The organism is Pseudomonas sp. BLCC-B112, from assembly GCF_028550695.1.
Classification (GTDB): domain Bacteria; phylum Pseudomonadota; class Gammaproteobacteria; order Pseudomonadales; family Pseudomonadaceae; genus Aquipseudomonas; species Aquipseudomonas danubii.
This window is the reverse complement of record NZ_JAQQGK010000006.1, coordinates 219,216-243,020: the sequence shown is the minus strand read 5'-3', so window position 1 is coordinate 243,020 and position 23,805 is coordinate 219,216. Positions and strand designations below refer to the sequence as shown.

25 protein-coding genes and 1 riboswitch are annotated in these 23,805 nt (G+C 63.8%); of the genes, 16 read left to right on the top strand and 9 right to left on the bottom strand.

Annotated elements, in window-relative coordinates; genetic code table 11:
- Positions 1-66: 66 nt before the first annotated feature.
- The gene (locus PQT43_RS17610) at positions 67-627 is read right to left on the bottom strand and encodes an NADAR family protein (RefSeq protein WP_110594344.1); all 561 of its coding nucleotides are present in this window, start codon (positions 625-627) and stop codon (positions 67-69) included.
- Between the two features lie 193 nt (positions 628-820).
- Between PQT43_RS17610 and mdcA the strand changes: the two genes are divergently transcribed.
- From mdcA to madM, 9 genes are all read left to right on the top strand, one after another.
- Positions 821-2,497, top strand: coding sequence for a malonate decarboxylase subunit alpha (mdcA, locus tag PQT43_RS17605; RefSeq protein WP_102881157.1), 1,677 nt, complete (start codon positions 821-823; stop codon positions 2,495-2,497).
- The gene (locus PQT43_RS17600; protein ID WP_272754363.1) at positions 2,497-3,372 is read left to right on the top strand and encodes a triphosphoribosyl-dephospho-CoA synthase; all 876 of its coding nucleotides are present in this window, start codon (positions 2,497-2,499) and stop codon (positions 3,370-3,372) included. The genes mdcA and PQT43_RS17600 overlap by 1 nt, the downstream gene beginning before the upstream one ends.
- Positions 3,372-3,671, top strand: a complete 300-nt coding sequence (locus PQT43_RS17595) for a malonate decarboxylase subunit delta (protein WP_102862062.1) — start codon at positions 3,372-3,374, stop codon at positions 3,669-3,671. The genes PQT43_RS17600 and PQT43_RS17595 overlap by 1 nt, the downstream gene beginning before the upstream one ends.
- Entirely contained in the window at positions 3,664-4,515 is an 852-nt protein-coding gene (locus PQT43_RS17590; RefSeq protein ID WP_272754362.1) for a biotin-independent malonate decarboxylase subunit beta, read from the top strand. Before PQT43_RS17595 ends, PQT43_RS17590 begins: the two co-directional genes overlap by 8 nt.
- Positions 4,512-5,315 (top strand): biotin-independent malonate decarboxylase subunit gamma, encoded by an 804-nt coding sequence (gene mdcE, locus PQT43_RS17585; protein ID WP_110594349.1) that lies wholly within the window; start codon positions 4,512-4,514, stop codon positions 5,313-5,315. Before PQT43_RS17590 ends, mdcE begins: the two co-directional genes overlap by 4 nt.
- Positions 5,312-5,938: a malonate decarboxylase holo-ACP synthase gene (locus PQT43_RS17580; RefSeq protein WP_272754361.1), complete on the top strand. Its 627-nt coding sequence runs from the start codon at positions 5,312-5,314 to the stop codon at positions 5,936-5,938. The genes mdcE and PQT43_RS17580 overlap by 4 nt, the downstream gene beginning before the upstream one ends.
- Positions 5,935-6,870 (top strand): malonate decarboxylase subunit epsilon, encoded by a 936-nt coding sequence (mdcH, locus tag PQT43_RS17575; RefSeq protein WP_170001825.1) that lies wholly within the window; start codon positions 5,935-5,937, stop codon positions 6,868-6,870. The genes PQT43_RS17580 and mdcH overlap by 4 nt, the downstream gene beginning before the upstream one ends.
- 67 nt (positions 6,871-6,937) lie before the next feature.
- Positions 6,938-7,330 carry a malonate transporter subunit MadL gene (madL, locus tag PQT43_RS17570; protein WP_102881152.1) on the top strand — a complete coding sequence of 131 codons (393 nt, stop codon included), beginning with the start codon at positions 6,938-6,940 and terminating at the stop codon, positions 7,328-7,330.
- Positions 7,331-7,335: 5 nt separating this feature from the next.
- Positions 7,336-8,103 carry a malonate transporter subunit MadM gene (gene madM, locus PQT43_RS17565; protein ID WP_102881151.1) on the top strand — a complete coding sequence of 256 codons (768 nt, stop codon included), beginning with the start codon at positions 7,336-7,338 and terminating at the stop codon, positions 8,101-8,103.
- 126 nt (positions 8,104-8,229) lie between these two features.
- Here the strand turns inward: madM and PQT43_RS17560 are convergent, their stop codons facing one another.
- Entirely contained in the window at positions 8,230-9,147 is a 918-nt protein-coding gene (locus PQT43_RS17560; RefSeq protein WP_047306474.1) for a LysR family transcriptional regulator, read from the bottom strand.
- A gap of 155 nt (positions 9,148-9,302) precedes the next feature.
- Between PQT43_RS17560 and trhA the strand changes: the two genes are divergently transcribed.
- Complete coding sequence (gene trhA / locus PQT43_RS17555) at positions 9,303-9,920, top strand: PAQR family membrane homeostasis protein TrhA (protein ID WP_102862057.1); 618 nt, start codon at positions 9,303-9,305, stop codon at positions 9,918-9,920.
- Here the strand turns inward: trhA and PQT43_RS17550 are convergent.
- Positions 9,915-10,820: a LysR family transcriptional regulator gene (locus PQT43_RS17550; protein ID WP_110594354.1), complete on the bottom strand. Its 906-nt coding sequence runs from the start codon at positions 10,818-10,820 to the stop codon at positions 9,915-9,917. The two genes, trhA and PQT43_RS17550, sit on opposite strands and share 6 nt — an antisense overlap.
- 106 nt (positions 10,821-10,926) lie before the next feature.
- Here PQT43_RS17550 and PQT43_RS17545 point away from each other — a divergent pair, with 106 nt between their 5' ends.
- From PQT43_RS17545 to PQT43_RS17535, 3 genes are read left to right on the top strand one after another with little or no spacing between them, the layout of a single operon-like run.
- Positions 10,927-12,168 (top strand): D-amino acid dehydrogenase, encoded by a 1,242-nt coding sequence (locus tag PQT43_RS17545; RefSeq protein ID WP_102881148.1) that lies wholly within the window; start codon positions 10,927-10,929, stop codon positions 12,166-12,168.
- Positions 12,169-12,189: 21 nt separating this feature from the next.
- The gene (locus PQT43_RS17540; RefSeq protein ID WP_110594358.1) at positions 12,190-12,540 is read left to right on the top strand and encodes a RidA family protein; all 351 of its coding nucleotides are present in this window, start codon (positions 12,190-12,192) and stop codon (positions 12,538-12,540) included.
- Positions 12,541-12,569: 29 nt separating this feature from the next.
- On the top strand, positions 12,570-13,472 hold the full coding sequence (locus tag PQT43_RS17535) for a transporter substrate-binding domain-containing protein (protein WP_267269047.1): 903 nt from the start codon (positions 12,570-12,572) through the stop codon (positions 13,470-13,472).
- Between the two features lie 48 nt (positions 13,473-13,520).
- Here PQT43_RS17535 and PQT43_RS17530 read toward each other — a convergent pair whose 3' ends face one another.
- Together PQT43_RS17530 and PQT43_RS17525 are read right to left on the bottom strand one after the other, a co-directional pair.
- Complete coding sequence (locus PQT43_RS17530; protein WP_102881145.1) at positions 13,521-14,240, bottom strand: 16S rRNA (uracil(1498)-N(3))-methyltransferase; 720 nt, start codon at positions 14,238-14,240, stop codon at positions 13,521-13,523.
- Positions 14,241-14,361: 121 nt separating this feature from the next.
- A complete protein-coding gene (locus PQT43_RS17525) occupies positions 14,362-15,768 on the bottom strand; it encodes an adenosylmethionine--8-amino-7-oxononanoate transaminase (RefSeq protein ID WP_110652416.1) in 1,407 nt (468 codons plus the stop codon).
- A 298-nt stretch (positions 15,769-16,066) separates the two neighbouring features.
- On the opposite strand from PQT43_RS17525, the gene PQT43_RS17520 reads away from it, so the two are divergent.
- Positions 16,067-16,618 carry a cytochrome b gene (locus PQT43_RS17520; RefSeq protein WP_102881143.1) on the top strand — a complete coding sequence of 184 codons (552 nt, stop codon included), beginning with the start codon at positions 16,067-16,069 and terminating at the stop codon, positions 16,616-16,618.
- 32 nt (positions 16,619-16,650) lie between these two features.
- Positions 16,651-17,247, top strand: coding sequence for a YceI family protein (locus tag PQT43_RS17515; RefSeq protein WP_031320659.1), 597 nt, complete (start codon positions 16,651-16,653; stop codon positions 17,245-17,247).
- Between the two features lie 303 nt (positions 17,248-17,550).
- Here PQT43_RS17515 and PQT43_RS17510 read toward each other — a convergent pair whose 3' ends face one another.
- From PQT43_RS17510 to ahcY, 4 genes are all read right to left on the bottom strand, one after another.
- Positions 17,551-19,428: a DEAD/DEAH box helicase gene (locus PQT43_RS17510; RefSeq protein ID WP_272754360.1), complete on the bottom strand. Its 1,878-nt coding sequence runs from the start codon at positions 19,426-19,428 to the stop codon at positions 17,551-17,553.
- A gap of 222 nt (positions 19,429-19,650) precedes the next feature.
- Positions 19,651-20,466, bottom strand: coding sequence for a substrate-binding periplasmic protein (locus tag PQT43_RS17505; protein ID WP_110594367.1), 816 nt, complete (start codon positions 20,464-20,466; stop codon positions 19,651-19,653).
- A 120-nt stretch (positions 20,467-20,586) separates the two neighbouring features.
- Complete coding sequence (gene metF / locus PQT43_RS17500; protein WP_102881139.1) at positions 20,587-21,432, bottom strand: methylenetetrahydrofolate reductase [NAD(P)H]; 846 nt, start codon at positions 21,430-21,432, stop codon at positions 20,587-20,589.
- Positions 21,433-21,621: 189 nt separating this feature from the next.
- Positions 21,622-23,031 (bottom strand): adenosylhomocysteinase, encoded by a 1,410-nt coding sequence (gene ahcY / locus PQT43_RS17495; RefSeq protein WP_102862047.1) that lies wholly within the window; start codon positions 23,029-23,031, stop codon positions 21,622-21,624.
- A 21-nt stretch (positions 23,032-23,052) separates the two neighbouring features.
- Positions 23,053-23,159, bottom strand: a riboswitch (S-adenosyl-L-homocysteine riboswitch).
- 199 nt (positions 23,160-23,358) lie between these two features.
- Between ahcY and PQT43_RS17490 the strand changes: the two genes are divergently transcribed.
- The gene (locus PQT43_RS17490) at positions 23,359-23,754 is read left to right on the top strand and encodes an acyl-CoA thioesterase (RefSeq protein WP_060841501.1); all 396 of its coding nucleotides are present in this window, start codon (positions 23,359-23,361) and stop codon (positions 23,752-23,754) included.
- The last annotated feature ends 51 nt before the right edge of the window (positions 23,755-23,805 follow it).

Sequence of the window (23,805 nt, the reverse complement as noted above, 5' to 3'; positions counted from 1 at the left end):
TCGCCGGCCAGCCGGCTCCTGCACCAAACCGCCTGTAGGCGCGGGCTTGCCAGCGAAAGCAGCGCCTCAGGCAGTACGCAACCTGTCCCGCACTTCCATCAGCGCATAGCCCAGCAGGTTCAGGCCGCGCCACTGCTCTGGCCGGCTGGCCTTGGCGTCCTCGGCGGCCAGGCCAATGCCCCAGATCCGGTCCACCGGGCTGGCTTCCACCAGCACCTGGTCCCGGGTGGACAGCAAGTACTCGCCCAGGGCCGAGTGCTGGCTGAACTTGGCCAGGTTGCCCTGGACCACGATGTCGAAGCGCGCCGCTTGCCATTGCGTGTCATCGAAACCACGAACCTCACGGCCCAGTTGCTTCACATCGGCGGGCGTCACGGCCTTGAGGATGCGCCCGTGGGTTTCCCGGTCGTCGAACAGCAGGGCCTTGCCGGCCATCATGAAGTGCTCGGCGCTGGGATAGTGGATGCCCTCGATCTCGAAACCGGCGGCAAACCACTGGCTGAAGCAACTCGGGGAGGGGCGCCCGTCCCGGGTCGGCTGGTGCCCCCAGAACATCAGGTAGTCGGGCTTCAGGCCGTGCTTGATCTGTTCCAGCAACGCCTGGTTCGAGCGAATCGGTGTGTCCATGCTGACTCTCATTATTGTCTGCTCAGGCCATTGGCTGGCCGGTCCGGTGGGCATTGTGTACCGAGAGCGAGAAACGGCGCCATTGGCTTGGCAATCGTTACGCTCAGCGTAACTATCCAACGCCGGGCTTGATTGATGGCCCCAGGTTTCACTCCTATGGTGACTGCCACGACAGCGAACCCGTGGAGTGAGCATGACAACAATAATTTCCCCCGACGCGCGCTGGTCGCGGCGGCGCAGCGAAAAGCAGCGGCGCCTCGAACAGGTGCGGGCCATCGCCGATGGCGTGGTGTTGCCGAGCGACAAGATCGTCGCCGCCCTGGAAGCCCTGATCCTGCCCGGCGACCGGGTGGTGCTGGAGGGCAATAACCAGAAGCAGGCGGACTTTCTCTCCCGCTCCCTGGCCAAGGTCGACCCGGCCAAGCTGCATGACCTGCACATGATCATGCCCAGCGTCGGTCGTTCCGAGCACCTGGACCTGTTCGAGCGCGGCATCGCCCGCAAGCTGGACTTCTCCTTCGCCGGCACCCAGAGCCTGCGCATCAGCCAGTTGCTGGAAGACGGGCTGCTGGAAATCGGCGCCATTCATACCTACATCGAACTCTATGCACGGCTGGTGGTGGACCTGATCCCCAATGTGGTGCTGTCCGCCGGGTTCATGGCCGACCGTGCCGGCAACATCTACACCGGCCCCAGCACCGAGGACACCCCGGCACTGATCGAGCCGGCGGCCTTCAGCGACGGCATTGTCATCGTCCAGGTCAACCAGTTGGTGGACGATGTCAGCGAGCTGCCCCGGGTCGACATCCCCGCATCCTGGGTCGACTTCGTGGTGGTGGCCGACAAGCCTTTCTATATCGAGCCGCTGTTCACCCGCGACCCACGGCATATCAAGCCGGTGCATGTGCTGATGGCGATGATGGCGATCCGCGGCATCTACGAAAAACACAAGGTCCAGTCGCTGAACCACGGCATCGGTTTCAACACCGCGGCCATCGAGCTGATCCTGCCGACCTACGGCGAGTCCCTGGGGCTCAAGGGCAAGATCTGCCGCAACTGGACCCTCAATCCTCACCCAACCCTGATCCCGGCCATTGAAAGCGGCTGGGTGGACAGCGTGCATTGCTTCGGCACCGAACTGGGCATGGAGAACTACATCGCCGCGCGTCCGGACGTGTTCTTCACCGGCCGCGACGGCTCGCTGCGGTCCAACCGGATGTTCTGCCAGCTGGCCGGGCAATACGCGGTGGACCTGTTTATCGGCGCCACCTTGCAGGTGGACGGCGACGGCCACTCTTCCACCGTGACCCGCGGCCGTCTGGCCGGTTTCGGCGGGGCACCGAACATGGGCCACGACCCGCGCGGGCGGCGCCACGGCACTCCGGCCTGGCTCGATATGCGCCAGGATCAAAGCGATGCACCCCAGGCCATGCTCGAACGCGGCAAGAAGCTGGTGGTGCAGATGGTGGAAACCTTCCAGGAAGGCGGCAAACCGACTTTTGTCGAGACCCTGGATGCCGTGGAAGTGGCGCGCAAGAGCGGCATGCCCCTGGCGCCGATCATGATCTACGGCGACGACGTTACTCACCTGCTCACCGAGGAAGGCATCGCCTACCTGTACAAGGCCCGCTCCCTGGAAGAACGCCAGGCGATGATTGCCGCCGTGGCTGGGGTGACCGCCATCGGCTTGCGCCACAACCCCAAGGACACCGCGCGCATGCGCCGTGAAGGGCTGATCGCCTTGCCCGAAGACCTGGGCATTCGCCGGACCGACGCCAGCCGCGAGCTGCTGGCGGCGAAAAGCGTCGCCGATCTGGTGCAGTGGTCCGGTGGCTTGTACAACCCGCCCGCCAAGTTCAGGAGCTGGTAATGCACGCACTCAACCTGCAATCAAACAGCCTGAGTCTGGCCGAACGCCTGGCGGACCTGGCGGTGGACGCGCTGATCGACGAGGCCGACCTGTCGCCCAAGCCGGCCCTGGTGGACCGTCGTGGCAATGGCGCCCATACCGATCTGCACCTGGGCTTGATGCACGCTTCGGCCCTGGCCCTGTGGCCGGCCTTCAAGGAAATGGCCGAAGCGGCGCTGGCGTTCGGTGAAGTCGGCCTGCCTCTGCGCGAAGCCCTGGGCCGCATCGGCCGCGAAGGCGAACAGGCCATGCTCGCCACCACGGCGGGGGTGAATACCCATCGTGGGGCGATCTGGGCCCTGGGCCTGCTGGTGGCCGCGACCGCGCTGGAACCTCGATCCACAGGTGCCGGCAGCGTTGCGCTGCGGGCTGCGCGTCTGGCCCTGTTGGAGGATCGTTACGCGCCACGGCCCTTGAGTCATGGCGCCCAGGTGGCGCTGCGCTACGGCGTGCGCGGTGCTCGGGAAGAAGCCCAGCAAGGCTTCCCCGCGGTGCTGCAACGGGGGCTGCCACAGCTCAAGCGCAGCCGCGCCCAGGGCCATGGCGAACAGAACGCCCGGCTTGATGCCTTGCTGGCGATCATGAGCCGTCTGGCGGACACCTGCGTGCTGTACCGCGCCGGTGAGCAAGGCTTGCAGGCCATGCAGCAGGGCGCCCAGGCGGTGCTCGATGCCGGTGGCAGCGCCAGCCTCGCCGGTCGTCGTCGCTTGCATGAGCTGGACCTGCAACTGTTGACCTTGAATGCCTCGCCCGGCGGCGCCGCTGATTTGCTGGCGGCCAGCCTGCTGTTGGACCGGATCGAATCCGCCGACGCCTTTATCCAGGGAGCGCTGTAATGGAAACCTTGTCTTTTCAATTCCCCGCCGGCCAGCCCGGCCGTGGCCGCGCCCTGGTGGGCTGTGTTGGCTCCGGCGACCTGGAAGTGCTGCTGGAGCCGGGTCAGCCCGGCACATTGACCATCCAGGTGCAGACTTCGGTAAACGGCAGCGCCGCCCGCTGGCAGCACCTGTTCGAGCGCATGTTCGACGGCCAGTTGCCGCCGGCGCTGCTGATCGACATCCATGATTTCGGCGCCACCCCGGGGGTGGTGCGCCTGCGCCTGGAACAGGGCTTCGAGGAGATCGGCCATGACTGACAGCGCACGTTTATTGAACAAGCACAGCTTCGTCGAGCTGGGCGCCCGGCAGCGGGCCCGGGCCTTGCTGGATGCCGGCAGTTTTCGCGAGCTGCTGGACCCTTTCCAGCGGGTCATGTCGCCCTGGCTGGCGCGTCAGGGCGTGGTGCCCCAGGCCGACGACGGCGTGGTGATCGCCAAGGGCCGCATCGCCGGTTTGCCGGTGGTGATTGCCGCCATCGAAGGCGCGTTCCAGGGCGGCAGCCTGGGTGAAGTGGGCGGGGCGAAGATCGCCGGAGCCCTGGAACTGGCTGCCGAGGACAACCGCAACGGCATCCCGACCTGTGCCGTGCTGCTGCTGGAAACCGGTGGCGTGCGCCTGCAGGAAGCCAACCTCGGACTGGCGGCGATTGCCGACATCCATGCGGCGATTGTCGACCTGCGCCAGTACCAGCCGGTGGTCGGCGTGGTGGCCGGCAGTGTCGGCTGTTTTGGCGGCATGTCGATTGCCGCCGGGCTGTGCAGTTATCTCGTGGTCACCCAGGAAGCGCGCCTGGGGCTCAACGGCCCGCAGGTGATCGAGCAGGAAGCCGGGCTTGAGGAATACGACTCCCGTGACCGGCCGTTCATCTGGAGCCTGACCGGCGGCGAGCAGCGTTTCGCCAGCGGTTTGGTGGACCGTTATGTGGCCGACGATGTGGCGCAGATCCAGGCCCAGGTCCGCGAGTTGCTGGCCCTGGGCTTGCCCGAGCGGCAACGCAGCCGCGAGGCCGATCTGTACCTGCAACGCCTGGCCCGTTTGGACACCACGCCGCAAATCGATGCGGCGACGGTTCGCGATCTGTATCAAGGAGACCGCTCATGAGTGCTTGTTCTTTGCGGGGTTTGAACTGGTTCAACGCCTTGAGTGGCGGCGCCGCGCTGGTGGCCGGCCTGCCGCCGTCGCTGCGGGTGGCCGATGGTCAATTGGCGGGGCAGCCGGTGCGTTTTATCGCCGTGGTGGCCGACCCGGAAAATCGCTTTCCCCGTGCCCGTCAGGGCGAGGTCGGCCTGCTGGAAGGCTGGGGCCTGGCCAAGGCCGTGGATGAGTTGATCGATGCCGACTGCGACCAGCCTCACAAGCGGGCGCTGCTCGCCATTGTCGATGTACCGAGCCAGGCCTATGGCCGTCGCGAAGAAGCCCTGGGCATCCATCAGGCCTTGGCGGCGGCGGCCGACAGCTACGCCCGGGCGCGGCTGGCCGGGCACCCGGTGATTGCCTTGTTGGTGGGCAAGGCCATGTCCGGAGCCTTTCTGGCCCACGGTTATCAGGCCAACCGCTTGATCGCCCTGCGCGATCCCGGGGTGATGGTGCATGCCATGGGCAAGGCGTCGGCGGCGCGGGTCACCCTGCGCAGTGTCGAGGAACTGGAAGCCCTGGCCGCCAGCGTGCCGCCCATGGCCTATGACATCGACAGCTACGCCAGTCTCGGGCTGCTCTGGGAAAGCGTATCGGTGCGGCAGATTGAACAGCCGGCAGTGGAGGATCTGGCGGTCGTCGAGGAATGCCTGTTGGCGGCGATTGCCGATGTGCGGGCCAAAGGCGTCGACCTGAGCTGCCGTCTGGGGGCGTCGAACCGGGCGGCGTCGAGCCGGGTTCGCCAATTGCTGCGGGAACAATGGTGAACGGGCTCGGCCCCTGGCTGCCCCACGACTTGCTGTGGGGCATGACCCCGGCGCAGTTGGCCGCCGATGCGCCGGATTGGGCCTTTGCCGTGCTGGAGGCCGGGCAGCCGGTGGTGGTGCGGCGGGCACTGACGGCGCCGGGGCAGATTGCTGTCGGCCTGCGCGGTCGCACCCGCGAGCAGCGCTACCCGGCTGTGCTGGCGTTGGAATCGGTGCAGCGTGGGGTGCATCCCGAGGCGCTGTGCCGGATGTCCGGCTCGCGCTCATTGCCGGCGCTTCAGGCGTTGCAGCAGTTACGTGGCGAGCTGGATGCCCTGGGCCTGGTCTGGGGCGTCAGCGGCAGCGCCGGTTTTGAGTTGGCCTGTGGGATTGCCGCGCTGCATCAGCACAGCGACCTGGACCTGATCCTGCGCACGCCGGAACCTTTTTCCCGGACTCAGGCCCGCGAGTTGCTGGCCCTGCTGGAGTGCGCCGAGTGCCCGGTGGATCTGCAACTGCAGGTGCCGGCCGGCGCTCTGGCCCTGCGGGAATGGGCGGGAACGGCGCCTCGGGTGCTGCTTAAAAGTGCCGAGGGCGCGCGCTTGGTCAGCGACCCCTGGTGCGCGCTGGAGCAGGCGGCATGAGCAGCTTGCTGGTGTTTCCGGGCCAGGGCGCGCAGCAGCCGGGGATGCTCCAGCGTTTGCCGCCAAGCCCTGAAATCCGCGCCTGCCTGGACGAGGCCAGCGAAGTGCTGGGCGAGGATGTGCTGACCCTGGATTCGCCCCAGGCCCTGGCCAGCACACGGGCCGTGCAGTTGTGCCTGTTGATCGCTGGCGTGGCCTGTGCCCGGACCCTGCTGCAAGCGCCGGTCAAGGCGGACTATGTGGCGGGCTTGTCCATCGGTGCCTACCCGGCGGCGGTGGTGGCCGGGGCCCTGGGGTTTGCCGATGCGTTGCGACTGGTGAGCCTGCGTGGCCAGTTGATGCAGCAAGCCTATCCGCAGGGCTATGGCATGACCGCATTGATCGGCCTGGATCTGGCGCTGGTGGAGGGGTTGCTGGCCCAGGTCCACAGCCCGCAAACGCCGGTGTACCTGGCCAACATCAACGCCGACAGCCAAGTGGTGATCGCCGGCAGCGATGCGGCGATGCATGCCGTGGCCGAGCTGGCCCGGGGTTGTGGAGTCGGCGTGGCCAAGCGTCTGGCGGTCAGCGTGCCGTCCCATTGCCCGTTGCTGGAACAACCGGCCCAGATCCTGGCCGCCGCTTTTGCCGAAGTGCCCTTGCAGGTGCCCGCCCTGGGTTATCTGAGCGGCAGCCGGGCCCGACCGTTGCGCACGGTGGAACAGGTGCGCGATGACCTGGCGTTCAACATGTGCCGGGTGGTGGACTGGCGCGGCACCGTGCAAAGCGCCTACGAGCGCGGGGTGCGCCTGCAGATCGAACTGCCGCCCGGCGCGGTACTCACCGGGTTGGCCCGCCGCGTGTTTGCCCAGGGGACGGTGATCGCCTTCGACGGCGCGCGCCTGGACACCTTGCAGGCGCTGATGCGTGAGGAGGGAAGCCGCGACCGATAGAGCACCGACTCAGGCTGACGAAGCACAAGAACAACAACTTCGACGATGCACTTTGAGGACAACAACAATGATTATCTACGGTGTGGCCTTCCTGGCCTTTTGTACCCTGGTGGGTATTTTCATCGGTGAGCTGCTGGGCAAATTGATCGGCGTACCGGCCAATGTCGGCGGCGTCGGTATTGCCATGCTGCTGTTGATCGGCCTGGGCAGCTACCTGCACAAGCGCGGGTTGTTCGCCGGCAAGTCCGAGCAGGGCGTGGAGTTCTGGGGCGCGGTGTACATCCCCATCGTGGTGGCCATGGCCGCCCAGCAAAACGTGTATGGCGCCCTCAAGGGCGGGCCGATGGCGATCCTGGCGGGCACCCTGGCGGTGGTGATCGCCTTTGCCCTGGTGCCGGTGCTGGTGCGCATCGGCAACAAGGCGCCGGATGTGGCCGCTCCTCAGAAAACGGTGGGGTAAGGGCCATGTACGAATCGATGATGAAGGTTATTAGCGGCTACGGGCTGATCAGCGGTTTTGCAGTGATCGGGATCACCATGTGGGTCTCCTACTGGATCTCCAACACCTTTACCAAGGGCCGCCTGCATGGCTCGGCCATCGCCATTCTGCTGGGGCTGGTGCTGTCCTACGTGGGCGGCGCCTTCACCGGCGGGCAGAAGGGCGTGGTGGATATCCCGTTGCTTTCGGGCATCGGCTTGTTGGGCGGGGCCATGCTGCGGGACTTCGCGATTGTCGCCACCGCCTTCGGTGTCAGTGTCGAGGAGCTCAAGCGCGCCGGATTCGTGGGGGTGCTGGCGCTGTTCGTCGGGGTTGGCTCGTCCTTTGTGGCGGGAGTGGGGGTGGCCATGGCCTTTGGTTACACCGATGCGGTGAGCCTGACCACCATTGGCGCCGGGGCGGTGACTTACATCGTCGGGCCGGTGACTGGCGCCGCCATCGGCGCCAGCTCCGAGGTCATGGCACTGTCGATTGCCGCGGGGTTGATCAAGGCGATTCTGGTGATGGTGATGACACCCTTCGTGGCACCGCTGATCGGCCTCAACAACCCGCGCAGCGCGGTGATCTTCGGCGGCTTGATGGGCACTTCCAGCGGCGTCGCCGGGGGCTTGGCGGCCACCGATCCGAAGCTGGTGCCCTATGGTTGCCTGACGGCGGCGTTCTACACGGCCCTGGGCTGCCTGCTGGGGCCGTCGCTGCTGTTCCTGCTGATGCGTGGCCTGCTGGGCGCGTAGGCGCCGGCTTGCCGGCGAAGGGGCCTTTGAGACGTGCACAAGTCTTATGGACGCCTTCGCTGACAAGCCAGCTCCTACGGCGGGTTGCGGTGTTGCGAATGACGCGTTTTGGCAGGAACCGGCTTCCTACGTGATTTGCCGATTGGCGTACATCCGGCATTCGGCCAACAGTGCCAACAGGTTCGGGTCGCGTTCCTTGGCCTTGAGAAACACCACACCGATATGTTGCTGCAGGCGGTAGCGCGCCTGTAGCGGTATCAGTTTCACGCGGTTCTCGTAGACGGCCGCGATCCTCCCCGGCAGCAACGCATAACCCACCCCTGAGCTGACCATGCTCAGCAAGGTGAAGATGTCGTTGACCTGCATCGCTACCTTGGGTTCGAACCCCGCCTGCTTGAACACCCGCACTCCGTCCTGATGAGTGGCAAAGCCTTGGGTCAGGGTAATGAAGGTGGCATCGCGCACGTCGGCCAGGTCCACTTCACGCTGCTGGGCGAAGGGCGAATCGGCGGGAGTGGCAAGGAAAATGTCGTCGGAAAACAGCGGCAGTTGTTCACAGTCCGGGTCGTTGACGCTGTCGTCCAGGGAAATCAGGATGGCGTCCACTTCCATGTTCTTGAGCTTGTACAGCAGGTCGATGTTGGAGCCCAGGATCAGGTCGATGTTCAGTTCACTGCGGCGCAGCTTCAGGCCCATGATCAGCTGCGGCACGGTTTTCACCGTCAGCGAGTAAAGCGCGCCGAGCTTGAAACGTTCTGCGGAAAAGCCCGCTGCTTCACGGGTCAGGCGCACGCTCTCGACCACGTCCTGGACCAGTTTCTGGGCGCGCTCTTCGAGGACGAAGGCGCTTTCCAGCGGCGTCAGGTTGCGCCCTTCGTGCTTGAACAGCGGGCAGCGCAGGGCGTTTTCCAGGGAGTGGATGGCCCGGTGCACGCTGACATTGCTGGTCTGCAACTCGGCGGCAGCGCGGGCCAGATTGCCGGTGCGCATGAAGGCCAGAAACACTTCGAGCTTTTTCAGGGTCAACTCTTCGTCGATGAGCATGGACTGGCCTCGGCTGATGAGGGGCTGATGATGCCCGATGAGTCAGGGCGTGGGCGCTGGTTTTTTATTGGCCGTGCCCCAATAGACATGTTGCGCTTTCAAGCTGCAGGCCTGAGCCTTGCGTGTTTTTTCAATGTTTCAAGGGTGAGCGACAGATGTATCACGGAGAAAGATTCAACGCCTGGACCCACTTGCTGGGAGCGATCGCCGCGTTTGTCGGCGGGATCTGGCTGGTGGTGCTGGCCAGCCTCGATGGCGACCCGTGGAAGATCGTCGGTGTGGCGATCTATTCCTTCACCTTGCTGGTGCTCTACAGCGTGTCCACGGTCTACCACAGCGTGCGTGGGCGGGCCAAAGGCATCATGCAGAAGGTCGATCACTTTTCCATCTATCTGCTGATTGCCGGCAGTTATACGCCCTTCTGCCTGGTGACCCTGCGCGGGCCCTGGGGCTGGACCCTGTTCGGGATTGTCTGGGGGTTGGCGCTGATTGGCATCCTGCAGGAGATCAAGCCGCGTTCCGAGGCGCGAATTCTGTCCATCGTGATCTACGCGGTCATGGGCTGGATCGTGCTGGTGGCGGTCAAGCCGCTGCTGGCGGCCTTGGGCCCCGCCGGTTTTGCCTGGCTGGCCTCGGGTGGCGTGCTGTACACCGTGGGCATCATCTTCTTTGCCCTGGATAGCCGCCTGCGTCATGCCCATGGCATATGGCACCTGTTCGTGATCGCCGGCAGCCTGCTGCACTTCATCGCCATCCTGTTCTACGTCCTATAAGGGGTGGTCCAGCTGGGCCTGGGCCTGACGAGAGAAAATCTGCAGCAGGCTGGCCAGGGTGTGGGGCGGCGGTTCGGCGGTGCGGGTCACGGCGTACAGGGTGATGGGCAGGGGCGGACTCAGGGGGCGGATGGCGGTGCTGGCCGGTGAGGCGCCCAGGGCGGTGAAGGGATCGATCAAGGCTAGCCCGGCACCGGACTCCACCATGGCCCGGGCCAGGGAGTAGGTCTGTACGGCAATGCTCACCCGAGGCGGCGGTTCCACGGTCTTGAGGTAGCTGTCGAGCCGGGCTGACAGCGGATCGGTGCTGCTCAGGCCAATCAGCGGTGCATCCGCCAGTTCCATCAGGGCCAGTGGCTGGCCCCGGGTTGGCTCCGGCCAGTAGTCCAGCGGTGCCAGGGCCACCAGCACGCCCTCGGCCAGGGGCTGTGCACAGAGCCCGGGGTGATCCGGGCGCTGCAGGGTCAGGGCCACATCGATTTCCCGCATCAGCAGGTTCTGCACCAGTTCGCGGCTATGGGCGCTGGACAGTTCGCACAGGCTGTCCGGGTAGCGGCGGGTCCATTCGCTGATGGCCGGTGGCAGCAGGGCCAGGGCCAGGGCCGGGGTGGCGCCGATGCGCAGGCTCTGGCCCGGCGCCCGGCGCAGGTTCTGCGCCAGCCGCCTGACCCCTTGCAGGCTTTCGCTGACCTTGTCCACTTCCCGCTCCAGCTCCAGGGCTTCGGGCGTGGGCTGCAACTTGCCCCGTACCCGCAGGAACAACGGAAAACCCAGTTGCAGTTCGGCGTGCTGCAGGACCTTGCTCACTGCTGGCTGGGAGACGTGCAGCAGCTGCGCGGCGCCGCTGATGGAGCCGGTCTGGCGAATGGCCTGGAAGATTTCGATGTGACGCAGTCGCATGGGCAGTCCATAACCTTTGTTTATGGGTGGTCCATCTTTATTCATTGTTCGGCGCCTGTCACCTGCCCCTAACCTTGCGCCATTCAACAAGCGGTCGGGGACAGTCATGAGTCAGCGGGTTTGCATCATCGGCGGTGGCGTCATTGGCCTGGCCAGCGCCTATGCCCTGGTTCGCCAGGGCCTGGAAGTGACGCTGGTGGAAGCCCAGGATGCCCTCGGCAGCCAGACCAGCTTCGCCAATGGCGGACAGTTGTCCTATCGCTATGTAGCGCCCCTGGCCGATGCCGGTGTGCCTTGGCAGGCCCTGGGCTGGATGCTCAAGGGCGACTCGCCGCTCAAGCTGCGCCCGCGCCTGGACCCGGCGCAATGGCGTTGGTTGGCGGGGTTTCTCGGTGCCTGTCGGCATTCGGTGAACCAGCGCAATGGCGCCCACCTGCTGCGTTTGGCATTGCTCAGCCAGAGCACCCTGCAACGCTGGCGCGAAGAGGATGGCCTGCAGGGCTTCGACTGGCGGCGCAATGGCAAGCTGGTGACCTTTCGTGAGCGTGGCAGCTTCGACCACGCCCGGCACAACCTCGCGGACCGCCGCCAGCAGCAGGTGTTGTCGGCCGCCGAGTGCGCGGCGCTGGAACCGACCCTGGGCGACGCGCCCTTTGTCGGCGGCATCCACACCCCCGACGAGGAAGTGGCCGACTGTCATGGCTTTTGCCAGCAGTTGGCGGCGCGGCTGCAGGCTTCCGGGCGTTGCGAGATTCTCCTGGGCCAGCGGGTTCGGGGCATTCATCACCAGGGCGACCGGGTGCAGGCCATCGATCTGGGCGACCGGCTCTTAGCGGTGGAGCACCTGGTGCTGGCGGCCGGTCACCGCAGCGCCGAGCTGCGCCTGCCCGGGCTCAAGCTGCCCCTGTATCCGCTCAAGGGCTATAGCCTCAGCGTGCCCATCGGTCCTGAGCACCGCGCGCCGGATATCAGCATCACCGACTACAACCGCAAGATCGTCTACGCCCGGATCGGCCAGCAGTTGCGGGTGGCGGCCATGGTCGACATCGTCGGCTTCGATCCGTCCCCGGACCCGGCTCGGCTGGCCTTGATGCGGCGTCAGGCCGAGCAGACCTTCGCCGCCGCCGGTGATTATGCGGCGGCCAGCGAATGGGCCGGGATGCGTCCCGCCACTCCCAGCGGCGTGCCGCTGATCGGCGCCACCGCCTATCGCAATCTGTGGCTCAACCTTGGTCACGGCGCGCTGGGATTCACCCTGGCCTGCGGCAGTGGCCAACTGCTGGGCGAACTGATTGGCCAGCGTTCCACCAGCATCGACATGCAGGGCCTGGCGCCCCGCGTCGCCTGAACGTTCAACAGGAGTCTTCAGATGAGTATCCAGCGTATCCACAGCAACCATCGCCTCAGCGGCGCCGTTACCTTTGCCGGACTGGTGTTCCTTTCCGGCCAGGTGCCGGGCTCTAGCAGCGACATCGGCGGCCAGACCCGGGAGGTCCTGGAGAAGATCGACGCCTTGCTGGCCGAGGCGGGCAGCGACAAGGATCATCTCTTGAGCGCGACGATCTACCTCAAGGACATCCAGGCCGATTTCGCGGTGATGAACGAAGTCTGGTCGGCCTGGCTGTCCCCCGGGCAGGCGCCGGCGCGCACGACCTTGCAGGCGGCCCTGGCGCGCCCGCAGATCCTCGTCGAAATCAGCGTCATCGCTGCTCGCCGCTGAATCACCTCTACCCACAACGGAGAATAACAATGCATAAGATCACGTTGCTCGGCTGCACCCTGGGGCTGTTGTTCAGCGCCGTTTCCCAGGCCAACGAGGCGCCTCTGGACGGCACCCTGGCCAAGATCGCCAATAGCTCCAGTATTACCTTGGGTTATCGCGATGCCTCGGTGCCCTTTTCCTACGTCGGCGACAACAGCGGCCAGCCCATGGGCTATTCGGTGGAGCTGGCGGGCAAGGTGGTGGAGCGCATCCAGCAGCAGTTGCACCTGCCCAAGCTGAAGGTGAAGTACAACCTGGTGACCTCGCAGACGCGCATTCCCCTGGTGCAGAACGGCACCGTGGACCTGGAGTGCGGTTCCACCGGCGTGACGGCCGAGCGGCAGAAGCAGGTGGCGTTTTCCTACGGTTTTATCTACGTCAAAGGGCAACTCTTGACCGCCAAGGACAGCGGGATCAAAAGCTTCGCCGACCTGCGGGGCAAGAACGTGGTGACCACGGCGGGGACCACCAACGAGCGGTTTCTCAAGAGTTACAACGTCGAGCACAAGATCGACATGTTCGTGATCAGCGCCAAGGACCACGGCGAGGCGTTCCAGATGCTGCAGTCGGGGCGTGCGGCGGCGTTCTACATGGATGATGCGCTGCTCTACGGCGAACGGGCCAAGGCGCGGGACCCGCACAATTGGATGGTGGTGGGGGAGGAGCAGTCGCGTGAGATCTATAGCTGCATGGTGCGCAAGGATGACCAGCAGTTCCTGGCCCTGGTGAATGGGGTCCTGGCGGATCTGTATCGCAGTGGCGAGATCAACGCCATCTACCAGCGCTGGTTTCAGCAGCCGATTCCGCCCAAGGGCCTGAACCTGGAGTTCCCCATGACTGCCGAGCTGAAGGCGATCATCGCCCAGCCCACCAGCGACCCGGTGCAATAACCGGCTGTTGCGCCGCCACCTACGGTGGGTGTTTGAACGGGGACTGTTTTAGAAGTCGCCCCACAGTTGCTGGGCCACGGCCAGGGCGACCACGGGGGCGGTTTCGGTGCGCAGCACGCGAGGGCCAAGACGGGCAGGCAGAAAGCCTGCACCGTGGGCCTGCTCCACTTCGGCATCGGACAGGCCGCCTTCCGGGCCAATCAGGAAGGCCAGGGTCTGGGGTTTGGCGTGGCTTTCCAGGGGCTGGGCCACGGGATGCAGGACCAGTTTCAGGTCCGCCTGGGTCTGTTTGATCCAGTCCGCCAGCAATACCGGTGGATGAATCAGCGGAACGCGGGAACGACCGCATTGCTCGCAGGCGCTGATGGCCACCTGGCGCCAGTGCAGCAGGCGTTTGTCGGCACGTTCGTCCTTGAGCCGCACTTCGCAGCGCTCGCTGAAGATCGGGGTGATTTCGCTCACCCCAAGTTCGGTGGCTTTCTGGATCGCCCAGTCCATGCGTTCGCCCCGGGACAGGCCCTGGCCCAGGTGAATCTGCAGCGGTGATTCGTCCTGGCCGGCAAAGCTTTCATCCAGCTGGACCCGTACCCGCTTCTTGCCCACTTCCACCAGCGTGCCGCGAAACTCCATGCCTGAGCCGTCGAACACCTGTAAGGCATCACCTTCGGCCATGCGCAGCACACGTCCGATGTAATGGGCCTGGGCTTCCGGCAGTTCGTGTTCGCCAAGGCTCAAGGGGGCGTCGATAAAGAAGCGGGACAATCTCATCTGGTTTCTCTGTGCTGTAGGAGCCGGCTTGCCGGCGATGAACGATGGTGCGGTGCGTGTCGAAGCGCTTCGCTGACAAGCCCGCTCCTGCGCCAGAGGGTGCAGGAGCGGGGCGAGGGACTCAGCCCGGATCGCGGAAGCCCGGGTGGAAGTCCTTGGGCACGGCCACGCTGACGCTGTCGCGGGTGGCGATGTCGATGCCTTCGCTGGCGACTTCGGCGAGGAAGTCGATCTGCTCCGGGGTGATCACGTAGGGCGGCAGGAAATACACCACGTTGCCCAGGGGACGCAACAGGGCGCCGCGTTCCAGGGCGTGCTGGAAAACCTTCAGGCCGCGCCGTTCCTGCCACGGGTAGGCGCTCTTGCTGGCCTTGTCCTGGACCATCTCGATGGCCAGAACCATGCCGGTCTGGCGCACTTCGGCCACGTGGGGGTGATCCACCAGATGCGCAGTGGCGCTGGCCATGCGCTGGGACAGGGCGCGGTTGTTCTCGATGACGTTGTCCTGCTCGAAGATGTCCAGGGTCGCCAGCGCCGCCGCACAGGCCAGCGGGTTGCCGGTGTAGCTGTGGGAGTGGAGGAAGGCGCGCAGGGTGGGGTAGTCATCGTAGAAGGCGCTGTAGACCTCATCGGTGGTCATGCATGCGGCCAGAGGCAGGTAGCCGCCGGTCAGGGCCTTGGACAGGCACAGAAAGTCCGGACGGATGCCGGCCTGCTCGCAGGCGAACATGCTGCCGGTGCGGCCGAAGCCCACGGCGATCTCATCATGGATCAGGTGCACGCCGTAGCGGTCGCAGGCTTCGCGCAGCAGCTTGAGGTACACCGGGTGGTACATGCGCATGCCGCCGGCGCCCTGGATCAATGGCTCGACGATGACTGCGGCTAGCGTGTCGTGGTGTTCGGCCAGGGTCTGTTCCATGGCGGCGAACATGTTTCGCGAATGCTCTTCCCAGCTCATGCCGTCGGGACGCAGGTAGCAGTCCGGGCTAGGCACCTTGAGGGTGTCCAGCAGCAGGGCCTTGTAGGTCTCGGTGAACAGCGGTACGTCGCCCACCGACATGGCGGCGATGGTTTCGCCGTGGTAGCTGTTGCTCAGGGTGACGAAGCGCTTCTTGGCCGGCTGGCCGCGGTTGAGCCAGTAGTGGAAGCTCATCTTCATCGCCACTTCGATGCACGACGAACCGTTGTCGGCGTAGAAGCAGCGGGTCAGGCCTTCGGGGGTGATCTGCACCAGGCGCTCGGACAGCTCGATCACCGGCTGGTGGCTGAAACCGGCGAGGATCACGTGCTCCAGCTGGTCCACTTGATCCTTGATGCGTTGGTTGATGCGCGGATTGGCGTGGCCGAATACATTGACCCACCAGGAACTGACCGCGTCCAGGTAGCGTTTGCCTTCGAAGTCTTCCAGCCAGACGCCTTCACCGCGCTTGATGGGGATCAAAGGCAGTTGTTCGTGGTCTTTCATCTGGGTGCAGGGATGCCACAGTACCGCGAGATCGCGTTGCATCCACTGGTTATTCAGGCCCATGTAGAGTCTCCTGGAGGCGGAATCGGGCAAGCCTATGCAATGCATGGCCGCGGGACAACCTATTGTGTGGGGCGGCGGTCAGACAAATGCGCCCTGTACGCAAAGACGTGCCTGAGAGCTGCCAGGGCACCCGCCCTTGGTTATCCCTGAGTCTTCTGAAACGGTCCTTAATCTTTTCTTAACGAGCCCGGCCCAGACTATCGATCGTATTTCTCGATATTTCAAAGCAAAATTTTTCGCTTTAATTCGATAGGTAAATCGCTAGTCTTGGTCAGCGTTTCTTACAGGATGCAACTCGATGCAGTTACGTAATTCTTCTTCGCGCTACGGCTGGGTAAGCATTGTTCTGCACTGGGGCGTGGCCCTGGCCGTCTTCGGATTGTTCGCTCTGGGCTTGTGGATGGTCGGTCTCGACTACTACAGCACCTGGCGCAAAGACGCCCCGGACCTGCACAAGAGTATTGGCCTGACGCTGTTTGCGATCATGCTGCTGCGGGTGCTGTGGCGGTTTGTCAGCCCACCACCACCGGCACCGGCCAATCATGGACGTCTGACCCGCCTGGGGGCCAAGTTGGGACATGGGTTCCTGTACCTGGGTCTGTTCGCGGTCATGATTGCCGGTTACCTGATCTCCACCGCAGACGGCGTCGGTATCCCGGTGTTTGGCTTGTTTGAAGTTCCTGCCCTGGTTTCCGGACTGCCGGACCAGGCAGATGTAGCAGGCGTGGTGCATCTGTACCTGGCCTGGGCGCTGGTGATCTTTGCCGGCATCCATGGTCTGGCGGCCTTGAAGCACCACTTTATCGATCGTGATGCGACCCTCAGCCGAATGCTGGGTCGCAAAGCCTGATGTTCAACCTCGACTCAAAAGGAATAGAAAGCATGTTGAAAAAGACTCTCGCCGCTCTGGCAATCGGATCGGCTGTATTGGCGGCCGGTCAAGTGATGGCAGCGGACTATGTGATCGACAAGGAAGGCCAGCACGCCTTCGTCGACTTCAAGATCAGCCACCTGGGCTACAGCTTCATCACCGGTACCTTCAAGGACCTGGACGGCAAGTTCAGCTTCGACGCGGCCAAGCCTGAAGACGCCAAGATCGAAGTCAATGTGCGCACCGCCAGCGTGTTCACCAACCACGCCGAACGTGACAAGCACATCACCAGCAAGGACTTCCTCGACGCTGGCAAGTTTGCCGATGCCAAGTTCGTCTCCACCAGCGTCAAGCCGACCGGCAAGAATGCCGACGGCAAGCTGACCGCTGACGTGGCCGGCGATCTGACCCTGCACGGTGTGACCAAGCCGGTTGTGGTCAAGGCCACCTTCCTGGGTGAAGGCAAGGACCCATGGGGCGGCTACCGTGCCGGCTTCGAAGGCACCACCAGCATCAATCGCCAGGATTTCGGCAAGATGATGGACCTGGGCCCGGCGTCCAACAACGTCGACCTGTACATCACCTTCGAAGGTGTGAAAGCGAAGTAATGCTTCGTCTGTAGCCGCTGCCGCAGGCTGCGATAAGGCCCGCAGGGCCTTCGCGATTCAATTCGCACAGCCCTTATTGGACTGATCGCAACCTGCGCCAAGGCAAAAAAGCGCCCCCGACCACAAATCGGGGGCGTTTTTTATTACCCGTCATGCAACCCGGTGAGCCTGGCAGGCCCTTGCGCCGGGTTCCCCGTCGTTCGCAGCCTGCGGCAGCGGCTGCAGAAAGCGCCCTCGACCAGCCGCCACAAAAAACGCCCCGGGTCTTGCGACCAGGGGCGTTTTTCATTGCAGCCTGCGGACTCAGCGATTGCGGGTCAGCAGTGCCGGCTTCTCGCCCCGTGGGCGGCTCGGCAACTGGTCCAGTTGCTCAGGCGTCGGGAAGCGATCGGCCTTGGACTCCTTGTGCATGATCTTCGGCTGGTTGCCCCGAGGATTCTGCACCGCCGGCTCCTGGCGTGGCTGTTCGTCACGGTTCGGGCGACGATTGCGCGACTCGTCGCGACGCCCCTGGCTGTCACGAGGGGCGCCGTTGCGTGGGCCGCCGCTGCGCTTGGCCGGTGCGGTGCCGGTGGTGCTGCCGTTGCTGTTGCGTGGGTTGCCGGAGCGACCCTGGCCACCACCAGCGCCGCCGCGTGGCGGATTGCCGGCACCGGCGCCCTGGGCCGGAGCCCCTGGACGGCGACCACGGCCCTGGTTGTTCTTGTTCTGGTATGGGCTGACGTAGTCAGCGCGGTTACCGAAGTTGTCCACGTCGTCGTCGAGGAACTCATCCGGTGCCCGGTCGGCACGTGGTGTCGGCTGGCGCTGTTCGCGGGCCGGAGTGCCTTCACGCGGTTTCTGCTCGCGGGCCGGGCGCTCGCCACGGGCCGGCTTGTCTTTGCCGCCCTTGTCCTTGCCCTTGTCCTTGCGACCACCGCCGCCACCGCCGCCACCGCCGCCGTTCGGGCCGTCGCCACGTGGGCCACGAGGATTGCGCGGGTTGCGTACGTCCGGACGCTCGCGCACTTCCGGCTTCTCGGCTTCCACGGCGCTGGCATCGAAGCCCATCAGGTCGCCATCGGCGATCTTCTGCTTGGTCATGCGCTCGATGCTTTTCAGCAGTTTCTCTTCGTCCGGAGCCACCAGGGAGATGGCCTCGCCCGAGCGACCGGCACGGCCGGTACGACCGATACGGTGCACGTAGTCTTCGTCGACGTTAGGCAGCTCGAAGTTGACCACGTGGGGCAGTTGGTCGATATCCAGGCCGCGGGCGGCGATATCGGTGGCTACCAGAATGCGTACGTCGCCGGCCTTGAAATCGGCCAGGGCCTTGGTGCGGGCGTTCTGGCTCTTGTTACCGTGGATCGCCACAGCGCTCAGGCCGTGCTTGTCCAGGTACTCGGCCAGGCGGTTGGCGCCGTGCTTGGTACGCGTGAACACCAGCACCTGTTCCCAGGCGCCAGCGGTGATCAGGTGCGCCAGCAGCGAGCGTTTGTGGCTGGCGGGCAGGCGGAACACCCGCTGCTCGATACGCTCAACCGTGGTGTTCGGCGGGGTGACTTCGATGCGCTCGGGGTTGTGCAGCAACTTGCCGGCCAGGTCCGTGATGTCCTTGGAAAAGGTCGCGGAGAACAGCAGGTTCTGACGCTTGGCAGGCAGGCGGGCGAGGACCTTCTTGACGTCATGGACGAAGCCCATGTCGAGCATGCGGTCGGCTTCGTCGAGCACGAGGATTTCCACGTGGGACAGATCGACGCTGCCTTGGCCGGCCAGGTCCAGTAGGCGGCCGGGGCACGCCACCAGCACATCGACGCCACGGGCCATGGCCTGGACCTGCGGGTTCATGCCGACGCCGCCGAAGATGCAGGCGCTGACGAACTTCAGGTCGCGGGCATACAGCTTGAAGCTGTCATGCACTTGCGCGGCCAGTTCGCGAGTCGGGGTCAGGACCAGTACGCGCGGTTGGCGCGGGCCGTGACGCTGGGATTTGTCCGGGTGACCGTTGGGAAACAACCGCTCCAGGATCGGGAGGGCGAAACCGCCGGTTTTACCAGTACCTGTCTGTGCCGCGACCATCAGATCGCGACCTTGCAACACGGCGGGAATGGCCCGCTGTTGCACCGGAGTAGGCTGGGTGTAGCCGGCGGCTTCGATGGCACCGACTAAAGCCTCGGAGAGACCGAGGGAAGCAAAGGACATGAGTAATCCTGTTTTAGTGAGGGCTTGGCCCAAAGGGATAATCTTGCCGGGCGTGAATGGCGTTTAAGAGGACGCAATCCCGTCCGGTCCTGCTGGCCTGAAGACTCTCCAACACAGGCTCGCGCGGGCCGGTTGGCTGCGCCGTAGCGGGGTGGAGAGGCCTTGAACAGGTTCCAGCGTCCGGGCGTGAGCCTGGCGGGAGGCCGGAGTATAACAGAGCAATCAGTATGCGCTGCTTTCCTGCTGCTCAACGGTTTTTTCTGACCCCCGGGTAGAGGATGACCTGACTGGGGGCAGAACAGGTTCCGCCCCGTACTTGGCGCTCAACTCGGCGTAGGCCGGTTCGCGCTTGAAGCGCTTGAGTTCGGCGCCGAAGCGTTGCACCAAAAGGTCCATCCCGGCGTTGCGGCGCAGCGCCAGGTACTGGCTCTGGCGGCTGATGACCGTAGGGTTCTGGCTGACCTGATCGCGAATGCCCAGGCTGTCCAGCAGATGCTGGCCCACTCGCTTGTCGGTGATCAACAGGTCGATGCGTCCCAGTAGCAGCTTGCCGAAGTTGGCTTCATGGGTCGGTGCCGGCTCGCGGTTGAACAGGGTCGAATTGCTGAAGTCATCGCTATACAGGTAGCCGGGAGAGGTGCCGATGGTCAGGCCCTTGAGTTCATCCAGGTGCTTGAACGGATGTGGGCGCTGCTTGGCGTAGAACATCACGAACTCCACATCCGAGAGAGGCTCGCTGGGATAGAGCAAGGTGCGGTCGCGCTGGTCGCTATGGAAGATATCCAGGGCTCCGTCGGCCTGGCCGGTTTCCAGCATGGCCAGGCAGCGTTTCCACGGTAGGAACTGCCACTCTACTTCTATCCCCAGACGCTGAAAGACAATGGCCGTGGTTTCGTAGTCCAGCCCCAGGGCCTTGCCGTTTTCCTCATAGACATAAGGCGCCCAGGGTTCGGTGACAATGCGCAGCTTCTCGCCATGGGCGGCGACGCTCAGGCAAGTGCAGAGGAGGGCTATCAGCAGCTGGGCAATGACGGACATTGCTGGAGATTACGACGAGAGATCATGCAATTGCTAGGGGGAGTTCCAGCCGCTCTGGCTCAAGGCTTGGGCAAATAAAAAGGCCCCGGTTTGCGCCGGGGCCTGGTGAAGTGTTGCCGATCAGCGCGGCAGCTTCAGGTTGTTCCAGATGGCCAGGCTCGGGTCGGCCTGGTTCAGGGTGTAGAAGTGCAGTCCTGGTGCGCCGCCCTGCAGCAGGCGCTCGCACATCTGGCTGATGACCTGCTCACCGAAAGCCTGGATGCTGGTGCTGTCGTCACCGTAGGCTTCCAGTTGCTTGCGGATCCAGCGAGGGATCTCCGCGCCGCAGGCGTCGGAAAAACGCGCCAGCTTGCTGTAGTTGGTGATCGGCATGATGCCCGGCACGATCGGGATGTTTACGCCCATCTTCTGCACGCGCTCGACGAAGTAGAAGTAGCTGTCGGCATTGAAGAAGTACTGGGTGATCGCACTGTCGGCACCGGCATTGGCCTTGCGTACGAAATGGGTGAGATCGTCTTCGAAGTTGCGCGCTTGCGGGTGCATCTCCGGATAGGCGGCGACTTCTATATGGAAGTGGCTGCCGGTTTCTTCACGAATGAAGCTCACCAGATCGTTGGCGTGGCGCAACTCGCCGCTGGCCATGCCCATGCCCGAAGGCAGGTCGCCGCGCAGGGCAACGATGCGCTTGATGCCAGCTGCCTGATACTGCTGCAGCAGACCGCGCAGGTCGTCCTTGCTGTCGCCGACGCAAGACAGGTGCGGTGCGGCAGGGACTTTTACTTCGCTCTCCAGTTGCAGCACGGTGTTGACCGTACGATCACGGGTCGAGCCGCCGGCACCGTAGGTGCAGGAGAAGAAGTCGGGGTTGTAGCTGGCCAGCTGACGGGCAGTGGCAAGCAGTTTTTCATGCCCAGCATCGGTCTTGGTCGGAAAGAACTCGAAGCTGTAGCGACGATCTTGGGACATGGAAGCAACCTCCAGCTACAAGCCGCAAGCTGAAAGCGCCAAGAGAAGCGTGGGTGCGCTCATCTCCTGATTCTGGAGCCTGTTGCCTGACACTGTTTAAGCAAATAGGGGCAAAGCGTGAGGCTTTGTGCGGCAAGCCCGGCTTGTGGCCCTGGCTTGCCGCTTGAAGCTCAACGCTTGCAGCTGCTCTTAGTAGCGATAAGCGTCTGGCTTGAACGGACCTTCGACGGTCACGCCGATGTAGTCAGCCTGTTGCTTGGTCAGTTGAGTGACCACGCCGCCGAAGCCGCGAACCATTTCCAGGGCCACTTCTTCGTCGAGTTTCTTCGGCAGGACTTCAACGGTCAGGCGCTCGGCTTTCTGGGCTGGCGACAGGTCGGCGTACTTCTGGCCGAACAGGAAGATCTGTGCCAGAACCTGGTTGGCGAACGAACCGTCCATGATGCGGCTTGGGTGACCAGTGGCGTTGCCCAGGTTCACCAGGCGGCCTTCGGCCAGCAGGATCAGGTAGTCGTCGTTCTGTGGGTCGAAATCGCCATGGCCGGTACGGTGGATCTTGTGTACCTGTGGCTTCACTTCTTCCCATGCCCAGTGCTTGCGCATGAAAGCGGTGTCGATTTCGTTGTCGAAGTGGCCGATGTTGCAGACCACGGCGCGCTTTTTCAGGGCCTTGAGCATGTTTGCGTCGCAAACATTGACGTTACCGGTGGTGGTAACGATCAGGTCGATCTTGCCCAGCAGGGCCTTGTCGATGCAGGCTTCGGTGCCGTTGTTGATACCGTCGATGAACGGCGAAACCAGTTCGAAACCGTCCATGCAGGCTTGCATGGCGCAGATCGGGTCGACTTCGGAAACCTTGACGATCATGCCTTCCTGACGCAGGGACTGGGCCGAGCCCTTGCCCACGTCACCGTAGCCGATGACCAGCGCTTGCTTGCCGGACAGCAGGTGGTCGGTGCCGCGCTTGATGGCGTCGTTCAGGCTGTGACGGCAGCCGTACTTGTTGTCGTTCTTGCTCTTGGTCACCGAGTCGTTGACGTTGATCGCAGGAATCTTCAGCTCGCCCTTGGCCAGCATGTCCAGCAGGCGGTGTACGCCGGTGGTGGTTTCTTCGGTCACGCCGTGAACGCGATCCAGTACCTGTGGGTATTTGTCGTGCAGCAGCTGGGTCAGGTCGCCGCCGTCGTCGAGGATCATGTTGGCGTCCCAAGGCTGGCCATCCTTGAGGATGGTCTGCTCCAGGCACCACTCGTACTCTTGTTCGGTTTCGCCTTTCCAGGCGAACACAGGAATGCCGGCGGCGGCGATGGAGGCAGCGGCCTGGTCTTGAGTCGAGAAGATGTTGCAGGACGACCAGCGTACTTCGGCACCCAGGGCAACCAGGGTTTCGATCAGTACGGCGGTCTGAATGGTCATGTGGATGCAGCCGAGGATTTTCGCGCCCTTGAGTGGCTGTTCAGCCAGGTACTTGCGGCGCAGACCCATCAGAGCGGGCATTTCCGACTCGGCGATGATGGTTTCGCGACGGCCCCAGGCGGCCAGGGAAATGTCGGCGACTTTGTAGTCGGTAAAATCTGCAGGCGTGTTTACAGCGCTCATGAAGAGCCTCCATTCGTAGTGTGCGAATGGGCGCCGTTGTGCGTTTAGTGTCCGTACAGGGAAGCCTGTACCGACAACGCCCCATCCGAGCCTGACAGGTCATGCCTGCTGCAGCGCCCCTCGGACAGGTGGCGGGAAAACGGTATCAAGTGCAGATGACCGTTTTGAAACGGTGGCGATTATAGCCGCCAGAGCCAGACTTCCAAAAGTGTTTCTGTCGCCTGGATGAAGATCGTTAATCGCGACCATAGTCGATGTTGCGTAGAGCATGACCGTCCGGTCTGCCATTATGCCGGGCATCAATTGGCAGGACGGTCAGGAGTGAATATGAATTTCCACACCCGCAAGTGGGTAAAGCCCGAAGACCTCAACCCCAACGGCACGCTGTTCGGCGGCAGCCTGTTGCGCTGGATCGACGAAGAAGCGGCGATCTACGCCATTGTCCAGCTGGGCAACCAGCGAGTGGTCACCAAGTACATCTCGGAAATCAACTTCGTCAGTGCCTCACGCCAGGGCGACATCATTGAGCTGGGCATCACCGCCACCGAGTTCGGTCGCACCTCCATTACCCTGACCTGCGAAGTACGCAACAAGATCACCCGCAAATCCATTCTCACCGTAGAGAAGATGGTCTTCGTCAACCTGGGTGAAGACGGCCTGCCGGCGCCTCACGGGCGCACCGAAATCAAATACGTCAAGGACCAGTTCAAGGACGAAGCCTGAACCCACGCGCCGGCGAGGGCCTTGACCCCATTCGCCAGCCTGAGGTCTCCA

What these genes read in the sequence shown, in the direction of transcription:
- mdcE (WP_110594349.1), top strand. Translation starts at nt 4,512, where the DNA reads ATGAGTGCTTGTTCTTTGCGGGGTTTGAACTGGTTCAACGCCTTGAGT.
- PQT43_RS17525 (WP_110652416.1), bottom strand. Translation starts at nt 15,768, where the DNA reads ATGGGCCTGAATAACCAGTGGATGCAACGCGATCTCGCGGTACTGTGG.
- PQT43_RS17560 (WP_047306474.1), bottom strand. Translation starts at nt 9,147, where the DNA reads ATGCTCATCGACGAAGAGTTGACCCTGAAAAAGCTCGAAGTGTTTCTG.
- PQT43_RS17505 (WP_110594367.1), bottom strand. Translation starts at nt 20,466, where the DNA reads ATGTCCGTCATTGCCCAGCTGCTGATAGCCCTCCTCTGCACTTGCCTG.
- PQT43_RS17595 (WP_102862062.1), top strand. Translation starts at nt 3,372, where the DNA reads ATGGAAACCTTGTCTTTTCAATTCCCCGCCGGCCAGCCCGGCCGTGGC.
- PQT43_RS17515 (WP_031320659.1), top strand. Translation starts at nt 16,651, where the DNA reads ATGTTGAAAAAGACTCTCGCCGCTCTGGCAATCGGATCGGCTGTATTG.
- PQT43_RS17610 (WP_110594344.1), bottom strand. Translation starts at nt 627, where the DNA reads ATGGACACACCGATTCGCTCGAACCAGGCGTTGCTGGAACAGATCAAG.
- PQT43_RS17600 (WP_272754363.1), top strand. Translation starts at nt 2,497, where the DNA reads ATGCACGCACTCAACCTGCAATCAAACAGCCTGAGTCTGGCCGAACGC.
- PQT43_RS17535 (WP_267269047.1), top strand. Translation starts at nt 12,570, where the DNA reads ATGCATAAGATCACGTTGCTCGGCTGCACCCTGGGGCTGTTGTTCAGC.
- PQT43_RS17530 (WP_102881145.1), bottom strand. Translation starts at nt 14,240, where the DNA reads ATGAGATTGTCCCGCTTCTTTATCGACGCCCCCTTGAGCCTTGGCGAA.
- metF (WP_102881139.1), bottom strand. Translation starts at nt 21,432, where the DNA reads ATGTCCCAAGATCGTCGCTACAGCTTCGAGTTCTTTCCGACCAAGACC.
- PQT43_RS17490 (WP_060841501.1), top strand. Translation starts at nt 23,359, where the DNA reads ATGAATTTCCACACCCGCAAGTGGGTAAAGCCCGAAGACCTCAACCCC.
- trhA (WP_102862057.1), top strand. Translation starts at nt 9,303, where the DNA reads ATGTATCACGGAGAAAGATTCAACGCCTGGACCCACTTGCTGGGAGCG.
- PQT43_RS17520 (WP_102881143.1), top strand. Translation starts at nt 16,067, where the DNA reads ATGCAGTTACGTAATTCTTCTTCGCGCTACGGCTGGGTAAGCATTGTT.
- mdcA (WP_102881157.1), top strand. Translation starts at nt 821, where the DNA reads ATGACAACAATAATTTCCCCCGACGCGCGCTGGTCGCGGCGGCGCAGC.
- madL (WP_102881152.1), top strand. Translation starts at nt 6,938, where the DNA reads ATGATTATCTACGGTGTGGCCTTCCTGGCCTTTTGTACCCTGGTGGGT.
- mdcH (WP_170001825.1), top strand. Translation starts at nt 5,935, where the DNA reads ATGAGCAGCTTGCTGGTGTTTCCGGGCCAGGGCGCGCAGCAGCCGGGG.
- PQT43_RS17540 (WP_110594358.1), top strand. Translation starts at nt 12,190, where the DNA reads ATGAGTATCCAGCGTATCCACAGCAACCATCGCCTCAGCGGCGCCGTT.
- PQT43_RS17510 (WP_272754360.1), bottom strand. Translation starts at nt 19,428, where the DNA reads ATGTCCTTTGCTTCCCTCGGTCTCTCCGAGGCTTTAGTCGGTGCCATC.
- PQT43_RS17550 (WP_110594354.1), bottom strand. Translation starts at nt 10,820, where the DNA reads ATGCGACTGCGTCACATCGAAATCTTCCAGGCCATTCGCCAGACCGGC.
- ahcY (WP_102862047.1), bottom strand. Translation starts at nt 23,031, where the DNA reads ATGAGCGCTGTAAACACGCCTGCAGATTTTACCGACTACAAAGTCGCC.
- PQT43_RS17545 (WP_102881148.1), top strand. Translation starts at nt 10,927, where the DNA reads ATGAGTCAGCGGGTTTGCATCATCGGCGGTGGCGTCATTGGCCTGGCC.
- madM (WP_102881151.1), top strand. Translation starts at nt 7,336, where the DNA reads ATGTACGAATCGATGATGAAGGTTATTAGCGGCTACGGGCTGATCAGC.
- PQT43_RS17590 (WP_272754362.1), top strand. Translation starts at nt 3,664, where the DNA reads ATGACTGACAGCGCACGTTTATTGAACAAGCACAGCTTCGTCGAGCTG.